The sequence below is a fragment of the Lacticaseibacillus paracasei subsp. paracasei genome (assembly GCF_000829035.1).
In the GTDB taxonomy this organism is placed as follows: domain Bacteria; phylum Bacillota; class Bacilli; order Lactobacillales; family Lactobacillaceae; genus Lacticaseibacillus; species Lacticaseibacillus paracasei.
This window is the reverse complement of the sequence record NZ_AP012541.1, coordinates 1,230,400-1,256,824: the sequence shown is the minus strand read 5'-3', so window position 1 is coordinate 1,256,824 and position 26,425 is coordinate 1,230,400. Positions and strand designations below refer to the sequence as shown.

At 46.6% G+C, this 26,425-nt stretch carries 22 protein-coding genes, 1 pseudogene and 1 other annotated feature; of the genes and pseudogenes, 7 read left to right on the top strand and 16 right to left on the bottom strand.

Annotation, left to right across the window (positions count from 1 at the left end):
- Positions 1-7: 7 nt before the first annotated feature.
- The 14 genes from LBPC_RS06270 to ezrA form a co-directional block, all read right to left on the bottom strand.
- Positions 8-664: an amino acid ABC transporter permease gene (locus tag LBPC_RS06270; protein ID WP_003565136.1), complete on the bottom strand. Its 657-nt coding sequence runs from the start codon at positions 662-664 to the stop codon at positions 8-10.
- Positions 665-1,329: 665 nt separating this feature from the next.
- A complete protein-coding gene (minD, locus tag LBPC_RS06265) occupies positions 1,330-2,127 on the bottom strand; it encodes a septum site-determining protein MinD (RefSeq protein ID WP_003565134.1) in 798 nt (265 codons plus the stop codon).
- A complete protein-coding gene (locus LBPC_RS06260) occupies positions 2,128-2,784 on the bottom strand; it encodes a septum site-determining protein MinC (protein ID WP_003565132.1) in 657 nt (218 codons plus the stop codon).
- Positions 2,785-2,797: 13 nt separating this feature from the next.
- Positions 2,798-3,328, bottom strand: coding sequence for a rod shape-determining protein MreD (mreD, locus tag LBPC_RS06255; protein WP_003574845.1), 531 nt, complete (start codon positions 3,326-3,328; stop codon positions 2,798-2,800).
- Between the two features lies 1 nt (position 3,329).
- Positions 3,330-4,190, bottom strand: a complete 861-nt coding sequence (gene mreC / locus LBPC_RS06250; RefSeq protein ID WP_016365752.1) for a rod shape-determining protein MreC — start codon at positions 4,188-4,190, stop codon at positions 3,330-3,332.
- Positions 4,191-4,278: 88 nt separating this feature from the next.
- Positions 4,279-5,280: a rod shape-determining protein gene (locus LBPC_RS06245; protein WP_003565127.1), complete on the bottom strand. Its 1,002-nt coding sequence runs from the start codon at positions 5,278-5,280 to the stop codon at positions 4,279-4,281.
- A gap of 139 nt (positions 5,281-5,419) precedes the next feature.
- Complete coding sequence (gene radC, locus LBPC_RS06240; RefSeq protein ID WP_003565124.1) at positions 5,420-6,088, bottom strand: RadC family protein; 669 nt, start codon at positions 6,086-6,088, stop codon at positions 5,420-5,422.
- Positions 6,089-6,149: 61 nt separating this feature from the next.
- The gene (locus tag LBPC_RS06235) at positions 6,150-6,794 is read right to left on the bottom strand and encodes an HAD family hydrolase (protein WP_016376191.1); all 645 of its coding nucleotides are present in this window, start codon (positions 6,792-6,794) and stop codon (positions 6,150-6,152) included.
- A 312-nt stretch (positions 6,795-7,106) separates the two neighbouring features.
- Positions 7,107-8,384 carry a bifunctional folylpolyglutamate synthase/dihydrofolate synthase gene (locus tag LBPC_RS06230; protein WP_003661063.1) on the bottom strand — a complete coding sequence of 426 codons (1,278 nt, stop codon included), beginning with the start codon at positions 8,382-8,384 and terminating at the stop codon, positions 7,107-7,109.
- A gap of 292 nt (positions 8,385-8,676) precedes the next feature.
- Positions 8,677-11,319 carry a valine--tRNA ligase gene (locus tag LBPC_RS06225; RefSeq protein ID WP_003661065.1) on the bottom strand — a complete coding sequence of 881 codons (2,643 nt, stop codon included), beginning with the start codon at positions 11,317-11,319 and terminating at the stop codon, positions 8,677-8,679.
- Between the two features lie 89 nt (positions 11,320-11,408).
- Positions 11,409-11,610 (bottom strand) — a binding site (T-box leader).
- 82 nt (positions 11,611-11,692) lie between these two features.
- The gene (locus LBPC_RS06220; RefSeq protein ID WP_003570094.1) at positions 11,693-12,346 is read right to left on the bottom strand and encodes a redox-sensing transcriptional repressor Rex; all 654 of its coding nucleotides are present in this window, start codon (positions 12,344-12,346) and stop codon (positions 11,693-11,695) included.
- Positions 12,347-12,651: 305 nt separating this feature from the next.
- A complete protein-coding gene (gene thiI, locus LBPC_RS06215) occupies positions 12,652-13,869 on the bottom strand; it encodes a tRNA uracil 4-sulfurtransferase ThiI (protein ID WP_003661070.1) in 1,218 nt (405 codons plus the stop codon).
- A 16-nt stretch (positions 13,870-13,885) separates the two neighbouring features.
- Positions 13,886-15,043 carry a cysteine desulfurase family protein gene (locus LBPC_RS06210; protein ID WP_003574834.1) on the bottom strand — a complete coding sequence of 386 codons (1,158 nt, stop codon included), beginning with the start codon at positions 15,041-15,043 and terminating at the stop codon, positions 13,886-13,888.
- Positions 15,044-15,351: 308 nt separating this feature from the next.
- On the bottom strand, positions 15,352-17,055 hold the full coding sequence (gene ezrA, locus LBPC_RS06205) for a septation ring formation regulator EzrA (RefSeq protein ID WP_016376546.1): 1,704 nt from the start codon (positions 17,053-17,055) through the stop codon (positions 15,352-15,354).
- A 176-nt stretch (positions 17,056-17,231) separates the two neighbouring features.
- Here ezrA and LBPC_RS06200 point away from each other — a divergent pair, with 176 nt between their 5' ends.
- From LBPC_RS06200 to LBPC_RS06170, 7 genes and pseudogenes are all read left to right on the top strand, one after another.
- Entirely contained in the window at positions 17,232-17,714 is a 483-nt protein-coding gene (locus LBPC_RS06200) for a GAF domain-containing protein (RefSeq protein ID WP_003565108.1), read from the top strand.
- Between the two features lie 175 nt (positions 17,715-17,889).
- On the top strand, positions 17,890-18,501 hold the full coding sequence (gene rpsD / locus LBPC_RS06195) for a 30S ribosomal protein S4 (protein WP_003565106.1): 612 nt from the start codon (positions 17,890-17,892) through the stop codon (positions 18,499-18,501).
- A gap of 485 nt (positions 18,502-18,986) precedes the next feature.
- Positions 18,987-19,274: pseudogene (locus LBPC_RS17510) on the top strand (helix-turn-helix domain-containing protein); the annotation flags it as partial.
- A gap of 20 nt (positions 19,275-19,294) precedes the next feature.
- Positions 19,295-19,501 carry a hypothetical protein gene (locus LBPC_RS17240; RefSeq protein WP_225441067.1) on the top strand — a complete coding sequence of 69 codons (207 nt, stop codon included), beginning with the start codon at positions 19,295-19,297 and terminating at the stop codon, positions 19,499-19,501.
- A 114-nt stretch (positions 19,502-19,615) separates the two neighbouring features.
- The gene (locus tag LBPC_RS06180) at positions 19,616-20,509 is read left to right on the top strand and encodes a hypothetical protein (protein ID WP_003661079.1); all 894 of its coding nucleotides are present in this window, start codon (positions 19,616-19,618) and stop codon (positions 20,507-20,509) included.
- Positions 20,510-20,532: 23 nt separating this feature from the next.
- Positions 20,533-22,395: a hypothetical protein gene (locus tag LBPC_RS06175; protein WP_003661081.1), complete on the top strand. Its 1,863-nt coding sequence runs from the start codon at positions 20,533-20,535 to the stop codon at positions 22,393-22,395.
- Positions 22,396-22,610: 215 nt separating this feature from the next.
- Complete coding sequence (locus LBPC_RS06170; protein ID WP_003661085.1) at positions 22,611-23,048, top strand: hypothetical protein; 438 nt, start codon at positions 22,611-22,613, stop codon at positions 23,046-23,048.
- A gap of 174 nt (positions 23,049-23,222) precedes the next feature.
- Here LBPC_RS06170 and LBPC_RS06165 read toward each other — a convergent pair whose 3' ends face one another.
- Positions 23,223-25,400, bottom strand: a complete 2,178-nt coding sequence (locus LBPC_RS06165) for a Tex family protein (protein WP_016383421.1) — start codon at positions 25,398-25,400, stop codon at positions 23,223-23,225.
- A gap of 235 nt (positions 25,401-25,635) precedes the next feature.
- Positions 25,636-26,328: a hypothetical protein gene (locus LBPC_RS06160; protein WP_003661089.1), complete on the bottom strand. Its 693-nt coding sequence runs from the start codon at positions 26,326-26,328 to the stop codon at positions 25,636-25,638.
- Between the last annotated feature and the right edge of the window lie 97 nt (positions 26,329-26,425).

Genomic DNA, 26,425 nt, shown 5'->3' with positions numbered 1-26,425 from the left:
GCCCCTCCTAGCGATAATATGAAAATGCACTTTCGATCCGTTTTTGTAAAAATGTCAGGATCAGTGTCAACAACAGATAAATGATCCCCACAAGTACCAGTGGCACCAAGGTAACATCACGAGCACTGGCGATATTACCTGCTCGCAGCAAGTCGCCCAAGCCAATGACGTACACTAGGCTGGAATCCTTCACCAAGTTGATGACTTCATTACCAATTGACGGTAAAACAATTTTGACCACTTGAGGAATCACAACGTACCGCAGCGCCTGCCAACGCGTCATGTTCAAGACGGTGCTGGCTTCGAATTGGCCTTCATCAATTGCCCCGAAGCCGCCACGGAAAATTTCGGCAAAATAGGCGGCATAATTTAAAATGAAGGCAACCAGTGCGGCGGAGAATCGATCAAATACCAATCCAATAATCGGGAGTCCGTAAAAGATAAACATTAACTGCAGCAGTAATGGCGTGCCGCGGAAAACCCACACATAACCTTCAAGCAGTCCTTTCCCTGCTTTACCCAGTATCGATTTTGGCTTTGGAATCAACCCAACCGATAGAATCAAGCCTAACGGAATGGACCCAATCAGTGTGATAGCAAAAATACCCAACGTCATTTTCACACCAGATAATAATGCCGGTAAAATCTGAAAAATATAGCTCATGGTGTTTCCTCCTCTAAATGCGTTCACTGGTGCAAAACCCCTGCTGATAAGGACCTTGGTCGCTTACGCTCGGGTTTCTAATCACACCAGTTCACGCCCTTTTCGTATTCAAGCCTAATGATATTCGTTTCAGCGCTGTGTCAGTGTGACTGATGGCGTTCGCATAGCTGGGACTGTTCGCGCCAACTCGTCAAAAAAGCGCCCCCTTGCATGCTGCTGCAAGAGGACGCTTTTGCGTGGTACCACCTCAGTTTGCTGATTGTTCACACAATCAGCCTCACGTGGTTGAAAAATCATGTCCAGGAAAGATGTCCGGTAAACAAAAAGCCGTCCTCCTACAGCAAATTGCTGTAAGAGGACGGCTTTTACCGCGGTTCCACCTCAGATTTGTTAACTGCTCACACAGCTAACCTCATGTAGTTATCTCAACCACGGCGATAACGAGCCCAACCGAGACGACCTACTTCGTTCAATCGTCCACTCGTGGATGTGTGATCAATGGATGTCTATCCGGTTCCCATCATCCCGGACTCGCTTCAAGACACGACCATTCATCGATTCCACTCAACGCTTTAATGAATTGTCACTAAATTACACCGAATCTTAATCAATGTCAACTAGTTTCTGAAAAGTTTCACCGATTTGCTGTCACGCCAGCACGTATTTCAGTCGTGACGATGGAACAGTTTTGACCAAAAGCCCTGCTTTTTTATCCGAATATCCATCAATGGAACGCTGTCGCCTAACAGCCGGCGAGCAATGTTACGATAACCCTTGCTGGCAAGATCGTCTGGATTCATCACAATCGCCTCACCCTTATTCGAGCTTGCGATCACACCATCATCGTCCACGATAATCCCGAGCAGATCGAGTCCCAGATGACTCGTAATTTCATCAATATCCATGGAACGCCCATCGGCTAACATGTTTTGGCGAATGCGATTAATGACCAAGCGCGGTTTTATTGGCATTTCACGTTGTTCAAGCAGACCAACAACACGATCTGCATCACTGACGGCAGAAATTTCTGGTGTCGTCACCACAATCGCACCATCAGCAGCCCCAGTTGCATTTCTAAACCCTTGTTCAATACCGGCTGGTGAATCAAGAATGATAAAGTCAAAATCAGGCCGTAATTGCTCAACGATTTCAACAACCTGTTCTGGCTCCAAAGCATCTTTTTCCGCGTTTTGCGCAGCCGGCAGTAAGTACAACAAGTCATCAAACCGTTTGTCCTTGATCAAAGCCTGATGTAGTTTAGCGCGACCGGTTGCCACATCGACAATGTCATAGATGATTCGGTTTGACAAACCCATCACGACGTCCAGATTTCGCAAACCAATATCAAGGTCCAACAAAACGACCCTTTTCCCTTGCAGAGCCAAAGCTGTCCCGATATTAGCAGACGATGTCGTTTTGCCGACGCCGCCTTTTCCTGATGTGACAACTAACGCAGTACCCATCTACATTGCCTCCATTTGCTTGAATAATCGCGGTCGAATGCTGGCCAGATCCGCTAATCCCGCATGTGTCATCGTATGTAACTCATTCAGATAAGCCACTGGTCGGTCAGGATCGTAATGATCTGCCACAATCTCCACGACATCAGCAATTCGAATCTGCCCCGCACCTTTCAAATCACCGACAACAACGGCACGAGCGTCGCCTTGACTGCCGGCTTGAACCACGCCGCCAACCTGACCCATCACAAAGATATTACCAGAAGCACACAAGGTAGCACCAGAATGAAGGTCGCCGAGAAAAAGCACGTCGCCCATCAAATCGATGGTTTGACCAGAACGAATAACGCCGCCGATGCGATGGGTTGTTTTGGCTGCAATCATTTCGTTAACAACCGTTTTGTCGATCACCGCACTGACAACCCCATTAATTGAAAAACGCGGAAAATCAGCAAAAATCTTTTGAATATCGGCTAATTGCTCCTCGGTCAGCAAACGGTTTCCGGTTTCAAGTCGGTAACTGACATCACCAGTTGGCGTTTCTTCGTAAAGTTTGCCTAGTAATGTTTTCAGTGTGCGCATGATCTGCTCAAAATCTGCTGTATCTTGAAGCTGCAGCGCCAGACCATCGTTACGACCTTTTAAGACGACACTGTCCACATCATCACCCCAACTATTCTTCAGCTAAATTGTCTAACAAACGGTGCAACGGCCCATATACAATGACAAACAACGCCAAGTTGACTGTCAGACCAGGGCCGAGGTGGTTTGCAATAAGCATCACGACATTTCCAGTACCGAAACCGATGAACCGATTCATGATGTAGTTCGCAATGCCATACAGTAATAACCCAATAATATAAACCATACCGACAAACACCGGTGTTCGCGGAATATACGGCCGAATCTGTCGAATGGTATAAATAACTAATGGAAACAGCAGTGCATTGACCCCTAAAATGCCAGTATAAAACGTATCAAACAAGAGTCCAATGATCGCAGCAATCCAAGTAATATACTTTTCCTCAGGGACAAATAACGTGATCATGATGAGTCCAAGTAATGTCAGCTGCGGCGTGCCCATAAAATTTGGGCGCATGATCCATTGGGCTAATACCGATGCCAGACTGCCATCAATCAACATCAGCAACAACAACAGGAGAACAACCCACCAATGACCAGTAAAGTGTTTTTCATTCAGCATCTTAGTCACCTGCAATCGTGCGCAAAATGACGGTCACCACAGTAACATCATTCAGACTGGCGGCAGGCGTTAGGTAAACACTGTTGGCCAAACCATAGTCATCTTTTTTGACGCTGGCAACTTTCCCGATGAGTAAGCCTTTCGGGGTCATACCGCCTAACCCGCTGGTGACAACATCGTCGCCTTTTTTAATATCAGTATCAGTATTCAGCTCACCCAAAATGAGATCGCCGGACTTCTCGTCGTAACCAGTAATGATCCCGTTCACTTCTTTATCGCCTTTAGTTTCAACAGCGGCAGCGATGCGATCACTAGACTTGTTAGCCGTCGACAACATCTCAACCTTGGCGTTCGTCCGATTGACTTCAACAACTCGACCAATCAGTCCCGAACCGGCCATAACCGGCATACCTTTCTTGACACCAGCAGCGCTGCCTTGATTAATCACAACCATGTTGCGCCAGTCACTTGGTGTCCGTAAAATCACCGCGGCACTAATTTGAGAATAATCGGTCAAGGTGCCGTTTAACTTCAACTGAGTTTTCAGCTGCTTGTTTTCCCGCTTAAGTGTCTGCACCTGAACCTTCGTCTGAGCTAAATTATCCAGCTGACTTTTTAGCCGTTGATTCTCCTGAAAGGTATCCAAAAGATTGTTGATGTCATCCAAGCCATTCCGAGCAAAGTCCCCAGGAATGGCAACCAAGCGGCCGCCAATGCCCACGACATCGTTGGCAATCCGTTGAATAAATGGCGGGGTGTTACGATTATTACTCGCATACATCGACCCTGCGATCAAACCAAGACTGACCAGCAACGCGATCATGAGGGCGATCAATTTTTTATTGGAAAAGAATTTCTGCATTGGTTCCTCCGTCATACTCGCGAAAAAAGGCCAGGATCAAATCATCCCAGCCTCTTGCCACACACGAACCATCTTCATTTATGGGCTGTTAACGCTTCTTTAGGACATCAATATTCTTCAATGACTCGCCAGTACCGATGGCAACACAATCCAATGGATCTTGGGCAATGAAGACCGGTACCTTGGTTTCATCCGAAATGACATCCGGCAAGTGCTTCAATAAGGCACCGCCACCTGTTAAAACAATCCCATGATCAATGACATCGGCAGCAATTTCTGGAGAAGTTTCTTCAAGCGTCTCTTTAATTGCTGTAATGATATCAAGAACATTTTCATGAATGGCACTGGCAATGTCAGTCGCTGAAATTTCGATTGTCTTCGGTAAACCACTCAACAAATCACGACCGCGAACCGTCATGCCGTCAATATCTTTTGCTTTTTCAACAGATGCTGAGCCAATCTGAATCTTCATGGCTTCAGCTGTTCGCTCACCGATTAACAGGTTGAAATTCTGCCGTAAGTGATTGATGATCGCTTCATCAAACTTGTCACCGGCCACTCGAATAGAACGACTGGACACGATACCGCCAAGTGAGATGGTCGCCACGTCAGTCGTGCCGCCGCCAATATCAACAACCATGCTGCCGGTAGGATCCATAACTGGCAAGCCAGCACCGATCGCAGCAGCATAAGGTTCCTCAATGACGAATGCATCGCGTGCACCAGCAACTTTAGCCGCATCAATCACGGCGCGTTTTTCAACTTCGGTCACACCGCTAGGCACACAAATCATGACCTGCGGATGGCTACCGTTGCCGAGCGCCTTTTGCATGAAGTATTTCAACATGGCTGCCGTTGTATCGTAGTCAGCGATGACCCCATCTTTCATTGGGCGGATCGCCACGATATTGGTCGGGGTACGACCGATCATGTCGCGAGCTTCTTCACCAACCGCAATGACTTCTTCCGTTTGGGTATTCTTCGCGACAACGGAAGGTTCGTTTAAAACGATGCCTTTACCGTCAACGTAAACCAAGGTATTTGCAGTGCCAAGATCGATCCCGATATTTTTTGATCCAAATCCAAACAAGACGTTCTCCCCTTATGCTGACTCATTTCGTATAACTCCATGCATTATAGCATATTTATTTCTGTGACAAAATGTGAAACTACCCGATTTTCATGCCAGATGGGCAATTTGAGAAAAGCTTACAACTTTGTTCCCCTGCCTAATTGAACTCCGGATCATCGCGCGCGAATGAATAATAGCGTTCCCCACCAACAATGAGATGGTCAATCAAATGCATGCCAAGCAACGCGGCGGCCAACTGAAACCGAGTCGTGGTGTCCCGATCCGCCTGACTTGGTGAGGGATCACCACTGGGATGATTGTGTACCATAATCAGGTTTGTGGCGCTCAACTTTAACGCTTCTCTAAAAACAATACGCGGATCTGCCATAGCTGAATCTACTGTACCAATTGCAGCAATCTGTTCAGTAATAATCTGATTCTTAACATCTAAAAATAAAATCAACATGGATTCCTGATTCACACCAGCAAACCGAGAAATCATCGTTTTGCCTAACTGTTCGCTATTTTTGATTTGCCCGTAGCGAACCGTCTGCCGTTGCATAGCCCGCCGCCCCAACTCCACCCCAGCTAAAATACTAGCTCGTTTGGCAGCGCCCAGTCCCCGAATATGCTCAAGCAAGCCTTGATCCCCTTCTGCCAAGCCCTGAAGTTTCGGATAAGTCGCCAAAACTTCACTCACGATCTGCTTAACCGGATAATGTTGATTCCCTGCTCGCACCACCAGCTGCAAAAGCTCAGCATCCGTCAAAGCCTGCGGACCATGCGCTAATAACCGTTCACGTGGCAATTCTGCTGCATCTGCCATGAAAATTCCCCCTGTTGGCATTTTCTCACTTCACCGATCAGTTATCGGTGTCATTAGAAAATTACGCAAACGCAGGCTGATTTTTCAACCAAGCTGGTAATTCGCTGATTGATGACAGAATCGCGGTCGCTTTTGAATCGGGTTTTTGCGCAATACCAGGAATCATGACCACTGGCAGGCCAGCCCCAACAGCCGCTTCAACACCAACATGGGTATCTTCAACGACAACAGCTGGCACATTTCCCAGCTTGACTTTCATTGCTTCGTACATCTCAGGATCAGGCTTATGCGCCTGTACATCGCTGCCAGTCAAAATCGGGTGAAACTGCCGCTGCCAGCCGGTTGCTGCCAAGACAACATCCACATAATGCCGCGGACTACTCGTCGCCAGCGCCAATGGATAACCTGTCGTTGTCAATGCCGCTAAAGTTGGCTGTACATTTGGCAAAACAAAATCTGCGCCGCCTTGAATTTGATCAAGAACATCCGCCGTCGAAAACTTTTGAAACCAAGCAGCATGTTCGGCGCCAATCATGTCGGCAATCACTTTGGCCTCGCTGGGGCCGGCTGCACCCACTAACGGCCGAAAATCAGCCTCAGTGCGATGCAATCCCAGTTGAGCGGCAGCTTTGACATTGCTTTTGAGATAAAGTGCCTCGGTGTTCACCAAGGTGCCATCAAGATCAAAAATAATGGTAGTCGTCATGGTCTCCTCCTTAAAGTCGCTCGTGACACAAAAAAACTGCTCACGCGCTGTTCTAATTGAGCTGGTCTCGGCTCTTCTGAAACGCGTTTGCAGGCGCAGAAACCTGCACATAAGGACCTTGAAGTCTAAATGGCCAAGGATCAGCCATTTAGACTTCAAGGCCGCTTATGCTCCGGTTTCTAACCGCGCCTACTCACGCTCTAAACGCGTTCGCCAGCCCCAAAACCTGCGTGTAAGGACCCTGAACGCAATGGCCAAAGCCCTGCCATCACGTTCAGGTCCGCTTACACTCCGGTTTCTACCCGGGTTGGCTCACGCTCTTAAAGTTTGTCGAACATCAGCGGCCAGATAAAGCGAGCCGGTTAAGATGATTGGCTGATCCGGATCGTCAGCAAGGCTCGCGGCCATTGCTTCTTGCCAGGAATCCTTTAATTGGCCTTCATGCAAGGCTGCATACCCAGCCTCAGGCAAAGCCCGGGCATTGCCTGGTACCGGTACGAGATACACGGTATGAAATGCCTTCGTTAGTGCATCGGCCATGGTGTGATAATCCTTGTCAGCCAAAATGCCAGCAATCACTGTCACCGGTTGCTTAAAGAGCTGGTGCAATGCGGCAATTAATCCCTTGATGCCGTCCGGATTATGGGCGCCGTCAATCACAATCAGTGGTTCGTCACTTAACTTCTCTAATCGCGCCGGCCATCGACTGGCCGCTAGCCCTTGGCGAATTTCCTGCGACTTCAACGGCCAATTCGTTGCAGAGGCATAGACTTTTGCCGTCTGAATCGCAATTGCCATATTTCGCTGTTGGTAATCACCAACCAGCGGTATATCCATGTATGTCAGCTCGCCATCCTTGTCGGCATAAGTCAATCGCTGACCCCAGCCATGCAAGCGCGCTTTGGGAACGGAAAAGTCGCGGTCAAATCGCAACCACGTGCTAGCTGTTGCTGCAACCTTTGCCGCCACAACAGCATCAGCATCTGGTACCAAATTGCCAGTCACAACCGGGACGTGCGGTTTAATGATGCCAGCTTTATGCGTGGCAATCGCAGTAATCGTATCGCCAAGCAGTTTTTGATGGTCTAAAGCTACCTCAGTCAGCACACTTACAACCGGCGTGATCACATTGGTGGAATCTGTGTCGCCACCAATTCCCACCTCAATCACTGCCAAATCCACCTGTTTTTGATCAAAATACCAAAAGGCCAGAGCCGTGATAAATTCGAATTCCGTGACCCCGAAATCTGGTGTCGCTTGCCGCAGCTGGGTCAAGGCCTGTTGTCCGACAGCGACCGCTTTAACAAGCTCAGCATCAGGAATGGGCTGATGATCAATCATCATGCGCTCATTAAACCGCATAATGAACGGTGATGTATACAAACCGACGCTCAAACCGCTTGCTTCAAGGATATGGGCAATGGCATTGGCGGCTGAGCCTTTACCATTTGTCCCAGTGACATGAATATAATGGCCTCGTTTTTGCGGGTCACCCAAGGCATGCAACAAGGTGAGAATGCGCTGATGGTCGCCAGTTTTGGCCAAGCGCGGAAACGAATGAATATACGCGACACTTTCGGTGTAGTCCATGGTTAACTTCTTTCCTCAGGGCATGAACGCGCCCGGTTTCTATGCCAGCGTGCAAGTGCTAGCTTCATAAGTTTCATGATACCAGAAATTCTGGAGAAGTTATGATGTTTACCCAGTGATTTTTGAATGATAACTAGACGCAACCTTGTGCCAAAAGCGTTTAAACGGTCAGCCGTCTATAGGCAAACAAAAAGGACTGGCCATGTTACCATGGTCAGTCCCCTTTTCAATCAATCTATTAACCAAAAGCAAACCAACGTCAATCTGATCGTTACTTTAAAGCGAAACTTGATTAAGCCTGCTGCAACTGTGCCAACCGCTGCTGTGTGCTGTTCAGCTGATCGGCAAAATTGCTGCGCTTGGTCCGTTGTTCTTCAACAACTGCCTCAGGTGCCTTGGCGAGGAAGCCTTGATTGTTCAGCTTTTTATCGATGCGATCGATTTCTTGCTGAAGCTTCTTAGCGTCCTTTGTCAACTTAGCCCGCTCTTCATCAAGATCCACCAGTTCATTTAACGGTACGAAGATTGTTGCTCCCGTGATCACGGTGCTGCCAGCCATTTTAGGCTCGGCAACATCGGTTCCTACTGTGAAAGCTTTGCTGTTAACAAACCGATCAATAAAGTCAAAGTTGTCCTCAAAAATTGGCTTCAAAGCCGGGTCAGTTAATTTGACAATAATGTCAACTTTCGTCTTGAGTGGCGCACCTGCATCCTTACGAATGCTACGGACGCCGCGAATCAAAGCGATGATTGAATCCATGGCATCAACAGCGGCCGAATTTTCAAAAGCATCATTAGCAACTGGATAACTGGCTGTTACAATTGACTGTCCTGCGTGTGGCAAAGCAAGCCATAACTTTTCAGTCACAAATGGCATGACTGGGTGCAACAGGCGCAGAATCTGGTCAAGCGCATAAGCAAGATTAACTCGCTTAGCTGCCTTCGCTTTTTCGTCATCGCCATAAAGCACTTCTTTACTCATTTCAACATACCAGTCAGCAAAAACGTTCCAAGTAAAGTTATAAAGAGTCCGACCCATTTCGCCGAATTCGAAGCGTTCAGATAGATCAGTGACCTGCTTAATCGTTTCGTTCAATTGGGCAAATAACCACTTATCAGATAAATCGAAGGTGCTTGGATCTGGTTGTTGCGGCTTCTCCAAGTCCCCGAGATTCATCATCACGAATCGGGAGATGTTCCAGATTTTGTTAATGAAGTTCCAAGCGGCTTCAACTTGTTTGTAACTAAAGCGAGTATCCTGACCAGGCTTATTCCCTGTAATCAAGAACCAGCGCAAAGCATCGGCCCCGTATTTTTCGATCACATCCATCGGGTCAATCCCATTGCCCAAGGATTTACTCATCTTGCGGCCTTGTTCGTCTCGCATCAGGCCATGGATCAAGGTGTACTTGAACGGACGCTCGCCAGTGAAATGCAACCCTTGGAAAATCATTCGAGCCACCCAAAATGGAATAATATCGTAGCCGGTAACCAATGTGTCCGTTGGATAGTAGCGTTTGTAATCCGGTGAATCGGTATCCGGCCAGCCCATCGTTGAAAATGGCCACAGAGCACTTGAGAACCAAGTATCCAAAACATCTGGATCTTGCTGCCAATTTTCAATGTCTTTTGGTGCTTCCATGCCCACATAGGTCTCGCCAGTCTGCTTGTTGTACCAAGCCGGAATTTGATGACCCCACCAAAGTTGCCGAGAAATAACCCAATCGTGAATATTTTCCATCCATTGCAAATAGGTGTGCTCAAACCGATCTGGCACGAAGGTCACCTTTTTATCAGCTTCCTGTTGTGCTTTGATGGCAGCGTCCGCTAACGGCTTCATTTTCACAAACCATTGAGTTGACAGCCGAGCTTCGACCTGAACACCGGTGCGTTCACTATGACCAACACTATGCACAATTGGCTCAACTTTCAGTAGCAGACCTTCCTTATCCAGATCCGCCACCATGGCCTTCCGAGCTTCAAAGCGATCCATGCCATTGTACTTGCCAGCATTTTCGTTCATCGTGCCATCTTCATTCATCGTGTTGATCCGCTTCAAGTCATGGCGATTTCCTACCTGAAAGTCATTAGGGTCATGTGCCGGCGTGATTTTAACCGCCCCTGTCCCAAATGCTGGATCAACATACGCATCCTCGATGATTGGAATCTTGCGATTAGCCAGCGGCAAAATCAGCTCTTTGCCAACTAAGTCCTGATAGCGTTTGTCACCAGGATGGACAGCAACGGCGGTATCGCCCATCATCGTTTCGGGACGGGTTGTGGCGATCTCAATATAACCGCTCCCGTCTGCGAACGGATATTTCACATGGTAGAAGGCGCCTTTATCATCTTCATGAATGACTTCGATATCCGACAACGCCGTACGGGCCTGTGGATCCCAGTTGACGATATATTCGCCCCGATAAATCAGGCCTTGCTTATACAACTCAACGAAGACCTTACGAACAGCCTCGTTAAGTCCCGTATCCAAGGTGAAACGCTCGCGGCTGTAATCAAGTGACAACCCCATCTTCGCCCACTGACTGTGAATCGTCTTGGCAAATTCGTCTTTCCATTCCCAAACTTTTTGAACAAATTTATCGCGCCCTAGGTCATAGCGGCTGATGCCCTCTTTACGCAACTTAGCTTCAACTTTGGCTTGGGTCGCGATTCCGGCATGATCCATTCCGGGCAGCCACAACGTATCAAAACCTTGCATCCGCTTTTCGCGAATCACAATATCCTGCAGCGTTGTGTCCCAGGCATGGCCCATGTGCAACTTACCCGTCACATTTGGCGGCGGGATGACAATCGAGTATGGCTTGGCTTTTTGATCACCGCTCGGTTTGAAAACATCCTCATCTAGCCATTCTTGATACCGGCCAGCTTCAACGGCCTTATGATCGTACTTAGGTGCTAATTCTTGCTCTTTCATTGGCTCCACCTCACATTTTTTTCTGTTCCTGCAGTAACGCGGCCCGCAAGCTGACTTACGAGAATAAAAAAAACCGCCCTAATTAAAAAAATTAGGACGAGTCAGCTCGCGGTACCACCTAAATTGGGAAACAATCCCCCACTTGGTTCAGGATAACGGCTGTCACCGGCCGCTCCCTACTCACTTCAGGACGGCAGCTCACAAGCTACAACCATAGCCTTTTTCAAGGTTTGCACCAACCACCTTGTCGCTGGAAAAAAAGACCATGGCCCTCTTGATCATTGCATTAGCTGAATTATAACTCGTTGATTTTGACGGGTCAATCGCTAGCGCTATCCTTTTCGGAAACATAGCCTGCTACGGCTCAGTTGTGCTACCCTTGCGACACTCGTTTAACCTGCTTTTGATGATCGACAAACAATAAGGCTTGCAGTTCACTGGTGAGATCAATGTAGCGAATCGTGGTTGTCGGTTTGGCAGGAACCGGTTTGGGAGCAAAGGTCAAAATGGCAGTGACGTTTTGCGCTTCTAATTGGCGCACCACTGCAGCTTGGGCCGAGCTTGGGACGCAGACAATAGCGGTGTGCATACTCGGACGCAATTTTTCAGATAAAGCGGCCAAATCATAAATCGGCACGCCGGCAATCGTTGTCCCGATTAATTGCGGATCGGTGTCAAAGCCCATCGTGATAGAAAGATCAGGGTTGCGGCGAAAATTATTCGTCAGCAAGGCACGGCCCAAATTACCACAACCCACCAACGCCATCTGTTCTTCTGAGTGGACTTCAAGCAACTCGCCAAAAACCTGTGCAAGCAAGTCAACCGAATAGCCATAGCCACTTCGGCCTAAATCGCCAAAATTAGAAAAATCACGTCGAATCGTTGCTGGGGCAATGTGCACCAATTTACTTAATCGATCAGACCGCACCCGTTTCTCGCCGGTCTGCTGCAAGTCTTTAACCGTTCGATAATACACGGGAATCCGTTTAATTGTTGCCTGTGATAACGCCTGCTTGCTGACTACCACTTTGAACACCTCCGCACGCTTTTGTTACTCTTTTCACATATTAGCTTACCAGAATTCGGCTTGCTTGGCTATCTTTTTTCAAAAGTAATGACTGGCATGAATCGTTAGGATTGTACTGATGTTATCATATCATCTGTCAGCGACCGGGCAGTTTGGTCTGTGCTTCTGACTTTATCACCACAGATAACCATAAGATGAAAACCGTCAAAAGTCTCAGCTTTTGTGAAATGTTTCCTTTATTAAATAAAAACGCCCGTTGTTTGCCATGACCACTATCATCAATAGGCAAACAACAGGCATTCTTTTTAAAGCAATTCAGCAATAACATCTTGATCTTGATTCATAAATTGATCCGATGACTTGATCTCCTGAATCTTCACGCCAGCCAGTGCGCGATCCATCAAGCCGGCGACATCAATTTTGCTTTCATAGTAACGCGCGCGATCCGTCTTTGGCTTAGTTTTCGGTGAAGGCGGCGCAAAAATCGTGCAGCAATCTTCAAATGGCATGATCGACAAATCATAAGTGTCAATTTTCTCGGCTTCGGCAATAATTTCATTCTTATCCATCGTTGCCACCGGTCGAATAATCGGCATCGTTGTCACATCATTGATTGCCGCCATCGACTCCAATGTTTGCGAGGCAACTTGACCGACCGATTCGCCATTGAAAATCGCGAGATCGCCACGCTGCTGAGCAATGGCTTCCGTTAGCCGCAACATCAATCGCCGTTGAACGGTCATGAGATAACCTTCTGGCACTTTCGCCTTGATTTCCTCTTGAATTTCCGTAAATGGCACTTCGATAAAGTAAATCCGGCCGACATATGGCGTCAACTTCGCGGTCAGTTGCTTAGCTTTGTTGAGTGCCTGCTGGCTGGTGTACGGCGGACTGAAAAAGTGAACCATCTCAATGTCCACACCCCGCTTTAACGCATAATAGCCAGCCACTGGCGAATCAATGCCGCCACTTAGCATCAAAGCTGCTTTGCCGGCAGTCCCGACTGGCAACCCACCTGCCCCTTGAATGGTCTTCGTGGACAAATAAATCGCCTCGCGCCGGACTTCAACCCGCAGAATCATGTCGGGCTGATGCATTTTAACAACCAAATCAGACCGCTTATCTGTCAGATAGTCACCCAGATCCAAATTCATGGCGTTTGTATCTAAGGCAAAATCGTGGTCACTGCGGCGCGTGTTGACCTTGTAGCTAATGCCCTTTGGCGCGGTTTCGTTCATTAATTGCAAGGCAACTGCATGTACCTTATCCATATCTTTTTCAACCGCAATACTTGGTGAAAAATTTTGAATGCCAAAAACTTGTGATAACCGAGCCATCACCTGATCACTCGGCTCCCCATTCAATTCGATATGCATCCGATCACGCTTAGGACGAATCGTAAGATTGGGAAATTCGTGCAAGGCACGGGTGACATTGCCGTTTAACCGGCCGATAAAGGCTTGACGGTTCTTGCCTTTTGTCGAAAGTTCGCCATAACGAACCATAATTTCTGAATATTGCATACTATAATCCTTTCAGTTAAACGGTCGCCTTATCAAGTTTAGCAAACTTCGCATAAATCGTATCAAATGCCTTGTTAAAAGCATCTGCCTCAGCCAAAGTATTCGCTTCATCTAAGCTAACACGAATCGCTGACGTTGCAATCCGGGAATCGGTATGCATTGCCGCGAGTGTACTGCTTTCCGTTCCTTTTTTACTGGAGCAGGCACTAGTTGTCGAAATGTAAATAGCTTGCGCCTCGAAAGCGTGGACGATTGTTTCGCCACGGACACCGGCAATCGCGAAACACAACACATGCGGGGCAAAATCAGGGGTCAATTGGCTGAACATCGTCACCTTTGGCTTTTGACTGACATGATCGTAAATTCGTTTGCGAACAGCTTGCTGACGAGCCACGTTATCCGCTTCATTGGCCAAAAGGAGCCGTAGTGACTTCGCCATTGCGGCAATCGCTGGCACATTTTCCGTGCCTGAGCGCCAGTCATTTTCCTGGCCACCGCCTGTCAGCAATGGCGCGATCATCCGGCCTTCCTTGGCATAGATGAACCCTGTGCCACGCGGAGCATGGAACTTATGCCCCGAAAAGCTCATAAAATCAATCCGTGGATCTTGCAAGGCAGCATCCAGCCCCTTGCCGACTGCCTGCACAGCATCAACGTGAAAGTGAATATTGGGATAGGCATCCAGCACGCGTGCTGCTTCAACAATCGGCTGCATACTGCCAATTTCATTGTTGACCGCCATAATCGAGACCAAAATCGTATCTTTGCGAATCGCTGCTTTGAGATCATCAATGTTGATAAACCCGCGATGATCGACCGGCAGATAGGTCACGTCAAAGCCCAATTTTTCTAGTTGCTTCATCGTATTAATGACCGCAGGATGCTCAATGCTGGTTGTAATCAGGTGCCGGCCGAATTCACGCTTCGCCATCGCCGTTCCCTTGATCACCCAATTATCGCTTTCGGTACCACCACTGGTGAAGTAAATTTCGTTTGGTTTCGCACCGATCAGCTGAGCAATCTGCGCCCGTGAACTTTGCAGAACCTCATTCGCCCGCGTACCTAATGCATGCAAGCTACTCGGATTACCAAAAAAATCCGTGCTGACTTTATTATAAGTAGCCAATGCCTCCGGCGAAATCTTCGTCGTCGCACTATTATCAAAATAAATCATCTGCCGGCCCCTTCCGTTATTGTGACTGCGTTGAATTATAGACAAAAAGTTAGTAAGTTTCAAGAGTACGAGCCAGTCCGGCAGAAACCGGAGTGTAAGTGGCCTTGGGCGTGATGGTCGCACTTTGACCATTGCGACCAAGGTCCTTACACGCAGGTTTCTGGACTGGCGAGCGCGTTTATCGGAGCCTAGATCACATCAGAAAGTTCGTACAACAAGTCCTACGAAAATTACCCACAAATTCGCACAACAACAACCTCCAAACAAAAAACCAGCCACCACCGGCTGGTTTTCCCAAATCCGAATCACTAATATAATGAAGCTTTCTTCCGCGCAAGGTACGCATCCTCAACCTTCTTATAGCTTCCGGCTTCGGTTTGCTCCAATGCCGTCGCTAAGGTATCCGCGGCTTGCTTATAATCAAATTGCATATACGACTCAGTAGCCTGATGCACTGCTTCGGCGACTGGCTTCACTGTTGTTTTATAGCGGTTGGCATACTGCATCAATTCTTCTGTCAAACCCGCAGCGTCAATCAAAGCGCTGGTAGCTTTTTTCAACGCATCAATATCACTGGCAATTTTAATCAGAAACTTCGCAATCGCATCCATGTTAATTTTCACTTGATCAAGATCATGGTTTAATTGCTCGATCTCGGCAGTGACGTGCTTGACCTGGCTCACATAATCTTGTGGCAAACCAGGTAGGTGATGCCGTAAAATTTCGTGTTTGATGTTACGCATATCCAGTTCAAAATTCTCTGCCTGCTTGTTGGCGACAATCTCGCCTTTCTTTAAGCCTGCGACCGCTTGATTAATTTGAACCTGCTGCTTCTCAATCGCTGTCAACTCATCTTTGGTGGCATCAAACCGCTCAATCACATCAGAATACACGGCCTTACCAGCTTCAATCGCATCCGTATCCTTAATATAGTTGGCATCGATCGAATCAAGCTGCGTCTTTAAATCCTTGGCAATTTTGATTTCATTGTGATTCAACGTGTAGCTCTGATTCAAATGATCCAGTTCTGTCTGCAACTCGCGATTTTGACGCAAGGCGTGATCAATAAATTGGCGCAGGTCTGGCGCAGCAGCATCGACGCGCTTTCTAGCCTGCATTTCCTTTTCCATAATTGCGTACATCTTATCAATCTCAGCTTCAATTTCGCTGTTAGCCGCTTCTGTGGCGTCCACATCAAGCGACTTAAGCGCGGTGTTAGCGTCAGCCATCTTTTCGTTAACATCCTCGACCATGCCCGGAATATCATCAGTGAAAACATAATGAGCCGTTGTCAACTGCCGATAGCCATGCTCGATTTCATTAATCTGCGCCGGGAATTCGTTCACCTGTTCATTGACAAGCGGTGGCAATTCTTTAACTTGACGCCGCAATGCCGCCATCTCTTCACTTAACTGCTTTATCTCGCTCTTGGCAGCTTGATGATCGCCATCATTATTAATCTGGTCAATTTTTTGAAAAAGTTCAGCAAGTTGTTGCAACTGTTGCTCCAAAGCCGGCTGGGCATCCCCGAAGACAAAACTTTTGGCGAGGATCGTTTTACGCGACACTTGATAATCATCACGTAACTGCAACATCTTGCTGCGATTATCCGCCTCATCATGCCGAATGTCTTGTAAGGCTTGGCTGATCAAGTCATATTGTTGGCGGGCTGTGTCAATTTTTGCTTCCAGCACCTTAGCAATTTTCTGGGCATGATCAAAGCGAAAACGCTTGGCCTGGTCCTCCAGATCAAGCAGAATCTTCTGTAGGTCAGCCAAGTCGTCATCATTCAACTGATCAAAGGCCCGTTCCCACTTGCTGAACGTTGCCAGACTATCGCCAGTTAACTTTAACTGCTCGATGCTGCGAATCTGACTCGACAGCGCACCAACGTCGATCGCTTCGACTTGCGCGTCCAAGTTCTTGATTCGAGTCTGAAAATAATGCTGCAGCCACCAGACACCGCCGGCAGCGACAACTATGATCACTACGATAACAAAGAACCAGATCATCCCTACACCCTCTGCTTTACCTATTATCATTTCAATTGCATTTTGACAGCTTCGCGGCTAAAATGCCGTTAAGCATCAAAATGTGAGAATATCCTAAGTACAAGTATCGCAAAAAAAGGCTTCAGTTAAAAGGCCTACACATCGCTTTTCATAAATTCTCTAAAAGGACTGATTAAATGACGACCCTTGATCCCATCATTGTTGACCAATTAGACGGCTTGCTAACCGGCGAAACTAACCCAATTACAGTACTTGCCAATGCCAGCGCTTTGTTAAACGACTTGATGACTGACCTCAACTGGGCAGGTTTCTACCTTTATAATGATAAAACTGGCCAGCTTGACCTCGGGCCATTCCAAGGTAAAGTCGCCTGCATGCACATTCAGCCAGGCAACGGTGTCGTTGGCACCAGCTACGCCCAAAACGCTGTGCTGCGTGTGCCAAACGTTCACGAATTTGCTGGCCACATCGCTTGCGACTCTGCCAGCAACGCTGAGATCGTTGTTCCCATCACAGTTGACAATCGGGTGGTCGCCATCATGGACATCGACTCGCCAACACTGGATCGGTTTAGTGAAAATGACGAAGCCATCCTCACTAAGTTTGGTGAGACGTTGGCGGCGCACCTTGACACTGCTGCGCTAAACACGGTATACTAGCACGCGTGTAAAATAATGCAGCAGTGGCCGGCATGGTCGGCTCCAGTCCTGCCTCGGCGTTAAGCCGGTGACAGTAGTAACCGCGGCTGCAAAGGTGAACCTTTGCAGGACTGCCCGTGTGCTAAAGCCGCAATTCGTTATTTTACTCCAAATAAAATCTTGGAGGAATATCTATATGTCTCGTTATACTGGTCCTCGCTGGAAGCAGAGCCGTCGTCTTGGCCTCTCCCTTTCCGGCACTGGTAAAGAATTAGCTCGTCGTCCTTATGCACCTGGTGATCATGGTGCCAACAACCGTCGTAAGATCTCTGAATACGGCCAACAATTGCGTGAAAAGCAAAAGTTACGTTGGATGTACGGCTTAAACGAACGCCAATTCCAGAACTTGTTCCTGCGCGCCGGCAAGATCAAAGAAGGTACCCATGGTGATAACTTCATGATCCTGCTCGAAACCCGTTTGGACAATCTGGTTTTCCGATTGGGTCTGGCTTCCAGCCGTCCGCAAGCACGCCAACTTGTTAACCACGGTCACATCACCGTTGATGGCAAGCGCGTCGATATCCCTTCTTATGAAGTAGAGCCTGGCCAAGTGATCGCTCTTCGCGAACGTTCACAAAACCTTGCTATCGTCAATGAAGCCATCGAGAACACCGTTTCCCGTCCGGCCTACGTTACCTTTGACGACACTAAGAAGACCGGTTCCCTCGTTCGTTTACCAGAACGTGGCGAACTCGAACCAGAAGTTGACGAATCACTGGTTGTTGAATACTATAACCAGAAACTTTAATACTTTTGGGCACAAATGCTGTTACACCGGCGTTTGCAGCGATCTATCTCGTGCAGTTTCGTGCACTCAGTTCAATAGGTCAAACAATTGTCGAACACGTCCATCTTGGGCGTGTTTTTTTCGATCATCAGCAAGATGTAATAGTCTTGTGAGATAATCAAACCCGAAATCTGTGTTCGCAGGCCTTGCTGTTAGAACTTCTTTCAACGTCTTCACTCCTTGTTCACCCCAGTCGTCAAAAGCTAACCGGTCCCGCCGCACCCTGAGAGCTGCGGTTGCCGAATTTTTAGCCTTGTGCTTTACTCTCACTCTTTCATTATTATCCCCTATTAAGTATCGGGGGCGTTGGCGGCGAATGAGATATCCCCAGACGAATCGGTATTTTAGTGTTCTTTGATGAATACTAAAATGCTTGTTCTCACTATAGCTAGCCAGAAACAGAATCAGGCCTATTATGCTGGACGACAAACACTAAAAATGTTTCAATGGGTTTCAACCAGACTAGTGGCTTTACGCAAAGAGTTGCTGAGGTTGTTACAAGTTTAAGACCAATTGAAATGAGGGCCAATATGAACAAAGAAAAAATAGTTGAGAGCAAAATTGGCTTGCATATCAAACAGTTGAGAAAAGCTCAGAGAATAACTCAAAAAGACCTTGCTGCTGAGATCGGTACGATCGAACAGACCATCTCTAAGATAGAACGCGGAGTGTTTACACTATCCGTAGAAACGATTATGCAATTTTGCAACGCACTTAACGTGACTCCCAATGAGTTAAGGATTGACAACCCGAGATGCAAAAATGGCATTCTAATAGACTCGAGCATCAAGAATATTCACTCAATGGTCTGGTTGACCGGATTACACTTGTACAGAACATCTTTGCAAAGGCGGAACTCGTTCATGATGACGGTGATGATCAGAAAGAACGCGCTTATCTGGATGATATTATTCAAATGTATGCTTGGCAGACAAATGATACATTGGCCATTGCTCAATAGCTCCACCGACGATACATCAACCTCTATTTGGATGAGATGCAGAGAGAAGTTCAAATGTCGATAATCCATAACTCGAAGACACCTGGATAACAGAACTAGCTAAAGGATAGAAAAATGAAAAGAGAAAAATTGCGTCCTCTTCGTATATTTATTAGCTCTGCAATGAAAAATCCCGGCAACCCAGAGAGGCGAAGAATTCTTGAATTGAGAACTTCTCTAAACGAACGATTAGCTAAATACTCGTTCATCGAGCCGTTTATTCTAGAACATGATAGTTCCTCAATTTTGGACTTAAAGACTGAATATCTAACTCAACTTGCGGACTCCAACCTTGTGATTGTACTCTTAGATTCTGAGTACCCGATACCCACTGGTGTGCAGATAGAGATTACGGCAGCTAGAAATCGCCAAATTCCAAGACTCTTTTGTATTCTACCAGCCAAGAATGACAAAGGATCAGAAATGAAACAACAGCCACTGGCTCAGGGCGAGAGCAGTTGGGTGCAGGAGCTCCCAAAAAGCGATGATTACCTAGACGAGATTGAGAACATCCTCTTCAATCAAATGGTTACCATTTATAAGGCCTTTTTCGACAAGAACTCTCCCGTCCTTGACAATGATCAATCCACTACAACTACTTTTGACGAACCGCTTGCTCTGGACTCTTCATCTCTTTTTGAAAAAGCAATGTTCAACCAGATAGGCCTTTCTAAAGAAATGATTCGAACTCTAGTTTTTCACGATAGTCGTGAAAAGAAACGAGATGCTCCAGCCTCCGCTATTGATGAAAGTGTTAGCAATCTAATCTTACGAATTTTCTTTAACAAGCGATTACCTTTTGATTGGGACAAATTAATGCTTTCTGGAATCCAGTCTGCAAACTCTAAAGTAATTTTGACTGAGGCCTTGAAGAAGGTGCTTACTGCCAGATTAAAAGCAGTTTACTTATTCTTCTCATCCAAACCAGAGGAAGCTTTAAAGACGCTCAAGGAATTGCAAAGACTGTAGAGATCAATGAAGTTCCCACATGGATGTTTCAAGACACCCTTATCGACCTCCGCAACTTACTAAATATCGAAGGCGAAGCAAAAAATCAATGGCACAGTGAAAATCCATATCAAAAACAACTTGACGAATTCCCTCAACCTTTCTATTACCCTGGAATTGACCACTCACTTGAGCGTGTCTATTCTTGGGTAAGGAAAGAAGAGAACAAGACTTTGACTGCTTCTTCTACGCAGGAAAGTTCATATGGTCCGGGGATTGCATTATATCCCGATTCACTCACTGACGCATTTGTATTAGCTGCATGCAACGGATCAATTGCACAGATCCGGCAACTGCCAAAGAATCTTAATATTATTTCTGAAATGTTATTGAAGAAATACCAAAATGTAGAGTATCTACGAGACGTGTTACAAAATCAGCTGCTTATGGGAGATTCCCATGAGAGAATGGCCCTATGGATCAAGCACTACAACTACTTAGTGGGACAGTTTTCTGAAGAGGACGCGCTTTCCCTTCTCCAATCATCCCAGTCATACCCTGTAGACACCGAAAAATTAGGTGTAGAAGCAAGTACGCTTCGCCTCGTCGGTGACTATCTGTCAGACAAAAGCTTTGATGATACATGGACAGTTCTTTACGCAAAAATAAAAGCATGGGCAACCACACCAGTCCTCATTGTGCAACCTACCATTGATATTCTGGGTCTCTTCCGAAACAGCTTTAGAATTCCACAAAATGATATTATTGCTATTTTGGAGGTTCTAACTCCTTCATCAAAGCGCTACTATGAGGAGTTAGCGGACATCATAGTTGGCGCGATAGATTATACAGCTGTTCAAATTGATCAACGCCATCGTGTCATCGCCGTTCTCTTCGCTATTGTGAAAAACTCGGATCAAACACGCTTCATGGGCAAAATCCGACTCGCAATCCTATCTGTTTTGTCTGCTTGGCCAACCGAATCAACGGAGCTAAAAAGATGCCTCATAAAAAACTATGGGACATTTTTCAACAGAGACATATTTCCTTTCATTTGGAACAACCAGAAGGAGATCGGCTGTAATGATTTTTTGAAAGAACAACTTTCCGAAATGAAATCACAAAACGAAAAGCAACATGGTAAAGTAATTGTCGGGTTCGCAAATGACCCCTTTGCCACATTAAATATATCAATAAAAAAACACGCGGGATTGAACTCCCAAATTACTGGACAGGTCTTCGAACAAATTGTCGACACACTTAACAATCCTCACCAGATTATTAGTACAAAACAGTCTGCGACTGAGCTGCTTATGACTTTGCTCTCACAGTCGAATGGTAGTCATGAAGACTTTGAGATGATAATTAAAAAAATTCAAACCAGTAAAATTACCGCCGAGCCTTCAGGTTTCTTTGAGATCAGCACGCCCACTTCTTTAATTGATGCCATCCGCTCATTTACCGATATAGCAGTTTCAGGCCTCGACACAGGAAAATTACACTTGACACTTACCCTTGACACCAGCCCGCGATACCTTCGCTTTGTTTCTGAGCTGTTGGTCGATTTTATTCCTTTGGCCCTTTACAGATCAAAACTCAGCAGCACATTACCCCCAATTTTGCAATTTCTGATTACCCATAACTCAAGGGAGAGCGAAAATGAGTTACTGATGAACATTTTTCAGTCATTAGTGTGCCTATCCAGTGATTCACAATACTCCGAAATTGCTCTTGGCCAACTCCAAAGACTGGTCTCTGACACAAATAACGTGGTAAAAAGAAATCTTGTTGTTCAAATTCATGAATCTTCCACTGTTGCTCAGAAGGCTTTGAGTTCAATCAAAGCTCAATTAATGAGTAGCTCAAATTATTCAGTTAGAGATTTGGCCATGCGTGACTTTTCATAAAGACCGGATAAAGAGGGCTTAAAACCCTCAGTGTTAAAACCAGTCAACATCCAAAATTTTAAATCGCGTCAGAATCTCATTTTCTAGGCATATGAACGCTTCTGAAGTGACTTCAAACAAGTAATCAGTTACACTATCATCAAGAAAACGCATTAAGGAGATGATGACATGAAACGCATCCACGACCTTTGAGTACCCTGAAAGGAGTGCTCATAATGAGTCGAAGCTTTAAAAAGAATCCCGTTGTTAAAGACTGGAACCAAGGCATGAAACAGGTAGCAAATCGCAATCTTCGCGCAAAAATGAAGCGTGGAGAACTTGACGATTTGCTGAGTGGCAAGAGCAATCGTTATCGGCGAGTTTACGAATCTTGGGATATTTCTGATTATGCTTTCAGAAGTGATCTTCAAGATGCCGCTCAGCCTTGGACGTTGGTGTGGGTGTACGAACGTGTTCATCTACTTGACGATTTACTACTGTGGCCGAAGAAACCAGTCAATGCTAAACCAGTTTACGAATGGGTACAGCGCGAAGTACCTGTCCGGAAAACATTTTATGATGTACCACCTCATTCGCCATTACGCCATACAGATGGGCGCGCACCATTCGCAGCGGACTTGTATGACTGGCGAAAAATATTCTTCCAAAAGTAGCGATAGCATAAAACTTTTCCCAACCTTTTGACCTATAACTACCATCGCTCAGACTTTGGGCAAAATTAAACGGACCGCTATTTCTAAGATTGCTTTTTTACCAGCAATAGAAATAGCGGTCCGTTTATTCGAGTATCATTAGCCATTACTATTTAGGATCAAATTGGCTTCTGGTTAACCCATCGCCGGATCCACCATCGTCAACTGAATCCGTTCCCGCGCCAAATCAACCGACTCAATCCAAACCTCGACAATGTCACCAATGGCAACCACGGTCTTTGGATCACGCACAAATTTGCGCGCCATCTTGGAGATATGGACGAGGCCATCGTGTTTCACACCGATGTCAACGAATGCGCCGAAGTCAACGACATTGCGGACGGTGCCTTCTAGCTTCATCCCCACTTTTAAGTCTTCCATTGTCAAGACGTCTTGTCGCAGAATAGGCGCGGCCATGTTGTCACGCAGGTCTCGGCCCGGATTTTGCAGGCTGGTGATGATATCTTTCGCAGTTTCAGCACCAACCCCTTCACTTACCAATGGCGCAATGGGTACCTCGCGAATTTTAGCGACTGCTGCTGCATCGCCTAAATCAGCGGCGGTCACACCTGCTGCCGCCAGAACTTTTTTAGCGACTGGATAACTTTCAGGATGGATGTCGGTGTTGTCTAACGGATTTTTGCCGCCGATAATGCGTAGGAATCCTACTGATTGCTCAAATGCTTTCGGTCCTAAACGTGGCACCTTTTTCAACTCTGCACGGCTGTTGTAGCGGCCGTTTTCATCGCGGTAGTGCACGATATTAGTTGCGATGGTTTTAGATAGGCCGGAAATGTGCGTCAGCAGTTGGTAACTGGCTGTGTTCAAGTTCACGCCGACCTGGTTCACAGCGCGTTCGACCACGACATCGACTTCATTGGACAGATCTTTGCTTGGCAAGTCGTGTTGATACTGACCAACACCGACCGACTCTGGATCAATTTTGACGAGTTCGGCGAGCGGATCTTGTAGGCGGCGCGCAATGCTGATGGCGCTGCGTTGTTCCACATGCAAGTCGGGAAATTCATCACGCGCTTCTTGGCTCGCAGAGTAAACTGACGCCCCTGCTTCATTCACGATCACGTAAAAAACATCACGCTTGATCTGCTTCAACGTTTCGGCGACAAATTGCTCGGATTCCCGACTAGCCGTGCCATTACCGATCGCAATCATCGTCACTTGATACTTTTCAAGCAGCGCAATGAGTTCTGGTGCGGCTTCCTGACGCTTTTTTTCTGGTGCTGGTTTATGCGGATAAATCACAGCCTTGGCCAAGAACTTACCATTTTCATCAACGATGGCCAATTTACAGCCAGTGCGGTATGCCGGGTCAAAACCTAACACAACCTTGCCTTTGATTGGTGCTTGCATCAGCAAGTTGTACAGATTTTGGCCGAAAACCTTGATGGATTTCTCTTCGGCATCAGTTGTTAATGCATTCCGTACTTCCCGCTCAATCGCTGGCCCAACAAATCGCTTGTATGCATCTTCGTAAGCGTCCTCAATAAACGCCGTTGCTTCCGTACTGGGCCGATTGTCGATAATTTTAAAATGGAAGTAATGCAGGACAGCATCAGTGTCGACTTTGACTTTAACCGTCAGAATTTTCTCTTTTTCCCCACGATTGATCGCCAACGTACGCGTTGAGGACATCTTCTTGACGGGTTCCTCGAAGTCGTAGTATTGCTGATAAACGCCTTTTTCGTCTAGTTCTTTGCCCTTCGTTTTGACTGTCGCGCTAATGGTTCCTGTGCGCATGGTAAAATTGCGCACCCAGTTACGAATCGGAGCCATTTCGCTAAAAGTCTCCGCCAAAATTTCGTGGGCACCATCTAAAACATCCTGGACGGTGGCAATTTCTTTGGCTGGATCAACGTACTTCTGGGCTTCCTGCTCAAGAGATCCGTTTGGAAAAGCAAGCAACCATTTGGCGAATGGTTCAAGGCCGCGCGACTTAGCCACCATCGCCTTGGTCTGGCGCTTCTGCTTGTATGGTAGATAGATATCTTCCACATCTTGCAGTTTGGTACTGGCTTGAATCTGCTGTTCCAGCTTGGCAGTCAGTGCTCCTTGCTCAGCGATGCTTTTAATGACGGCCGCTTTACGATCTTGCAAAGCAGTCGCACGTTTATAAGCTTCCTCAATTGCCTGAATCTGTACTTCATCAAGGCTGCCTGTCATTTCTTTACGATAACGCGCGATAAATGGTACCGTGTTGCCTTCTTGCATCAAATTCAAAACGGTATTAATCTGTCGATCGGTGATGTCGGTTAAACTTTGTTGGACTAATTGAACAGTTTGTTCTTCAATCAAGTTGTTGTTCCTCACGATTTCTAGTCAAGATAATTAGTTATTCAGCAGTCACCATTATAACAACCAGTTGCCTGATATAAAACCTCATGCCATCAGTGACCACTCTGGCTCGGTGATTCGATCACGAAAAATTCCAAAAGGCCAGTCGCTTATGACAATGATCGTCAGGTAGCGTTACGCACTCACAATGCGTGGCTAATCGACTATTTTGGCAAGAAGTCGAAAGTAAGCCGCCTCATGAAATTTCGATTCGCCAAACACGAACGACCTGCGAAGTCAGTCGTGTTGTTACCTCGCCTTCCCCCAAAGGTTCTAAAACAAGATAGCCCGATCGATCCGGGATAATTTCCATATAGATGATCTCGATAGCGACGCCGTCCTGACGCATAGCGGCTGTGGCATTTTTTCGGATCAGTTGCCGATTCTTCCCATGAATGGCAACTTGATAACGACTTCCTGAATACGTTTCAAATTCATAATATCCATCTGGAGTGGCCATGTTTAAGCCATCTTCAGGATCAAATTCAGTCCGAGACGCGTCATCGTCAAACTGTGCTGCCTTGGCGCGCAACTCTTCCAGACCTTTTTGACGTTCAAGTTTAGTCGAAAGTCGCTGCTTGATCCAAGCTTCCGGAATATGTTTGACAAGTGTTGGTTTCCCATTCAGCACACTTCTAATGTCATAAGAATGTTGCTCTCCCAACATTTCCAATGAGCCGCCAAAATCAGCAATGATATTTTCGCCTACATGTTTCTCGGTGCCGTCTGACCAGTTAACGATATCGCCAACCTTGTAAAGCATTGGTCCAAGTTTGCCGTTCACTGCAACCACCCCTAGCAATTTTTTTGCAAATTCAAGTGCCGTTTTGAAACTGCTTTGCTCTAGAAAGCCGTCTAGTCCTGTGACTGAAAACTTTCTAATAGTCATCCACGAACATCTTAAGCTTAACCTACGCTCATCTCAAAACTAAAGCCATAAAATCAGCGTTTTACCCAGCAAAATGGTTTTCGTGCGAATTTGATAG

Excerpts from the sequence above, each read along its gene's own strand:
- LBPC_RS06270 (WP_003565136.1), bottom strand. The coding sequence starts at position 664 with ATGAGCTATATTTTTCAGATTTTACCGGCATTATTATCTGGTGTGAAA.
- minD (WP_003565134.1), bottom strand. The coding sequence starts at position 2,127 with ATGGGTACTGCGTTAGTTGTCACATCAGGAAAAGGCGGCGTCGGCAAA.
- mreD (WP_003574845.1), bottom strand. The coding sequence starts at position 3,328 with ATGCTGAATGAAAAACACTTTACTGGTCATTGGTGGGTTGTTCTCCTG.
- mreC (WP_016365752.1), bottom strand. The coding sequence starts at position 4,190 with ATGCAGAAATTCTTTTCCAATAAAAAATTGATCGCCCTCATGATCGCG.
- radC (WP_003565124.1), bottom strand. The coding sequence starts at position 6,088 with ATGGCAGATGCAGCAGAATTGCCACGTGAACGGTTATTAGCGCATGGT.
- LBPC_RS06235 (WP_016376191.1), bottom strand. The coding sequence starts at position 6,794 with ATGACGACTACCATTATTTTTGATCTTGATGGCACCTTGGTGAACACC.
- LBPC_RS06230 (WP_003661063.1), bottom strand. The coding sequence starts at position 8,384 with ATGGACTACACCGAAAGTGTCGCGTATATTCATTCGTTTCCGCGCTTG.
- LBPC_RS06225 (WP_003661065.1), bottom strand. The coding sequence starts at position 11,319 with ATGAAAGAGCAAGAATTAGCACCTAAGTACGATCATAAGGCCGTTGAA.
- thiI (WP_003661070.1), bottom strand. The coding sequence starts at position 13,869 with ATGCAATATTCAGAAATTATGGTTCGTTATGGCGAACTTTCGACAAAA.
- LBPC_RS06210 (WP_003574834.1), bottom strand. The coding sequence starts at position 15,043 with ATGATTTATTTTGATAATAGTGCGACGACGAAGATTTCGCCGGAGGCA.
- ezrA (WP_016376546.1), bottom strand. The coding sequence starts at position 17,055 with ATGATCTGGTTCTTTGTTATCGTAGTGATCATAGTTGTCGCTGCCGGC.
- LBPC_RS06200 (WP_003565108.1), top strand. The coding sequence starts at position 17,232 with ATGACGACCCTTGATCCCATCATTGTTGACCAATTAGACGGCTTGCTA.
- rpsD (WP_003565106.1), top strand. The coding sequence starts at position 17,890 with ATGTCTCGTTATACTGGTCCTCGCTGGAAGCAGAGCCGTCGTCTTGGC.
- LBPC_RS17240 (WP_225441067.1), top strand. The coding sequence starts at position 19,295 with ATGCAAAAATGGCATTCTAATAGACTCGAGCATCAAGAATATTCACTC.
- LBPC_RS06180 (WP_003661079.1), top strand. The coding sequence starts at position 19,616 with ATGAAAAGAGAAAAATTGCGTCCTCTTCGTATATTTATTAGCTCTGCA.
- LBPC_RS06175 (WP_003661081.1), top strand. The coding sequence starts at position 20,533 with ATGTTTCAAGACACCCTTATCGACCTCCGCAACTTACTAAATATCGAA.
- LBPC_RS06170 (WP_003661085.1), top strand. The coding sequence starts at position 22,611 with ATGAGTCGAAGCTTTAAAAAGAATCCCGTTGTTAAAGACTGGAACCAA.
- LBPC_RS06160 (WP_003661089.1), bottom strand. The coding sequence starts at position 26,328 with ATGACTATTAGAAAGTTTTCAGTCACAGGACTAGACGGCTTTCTAGAG.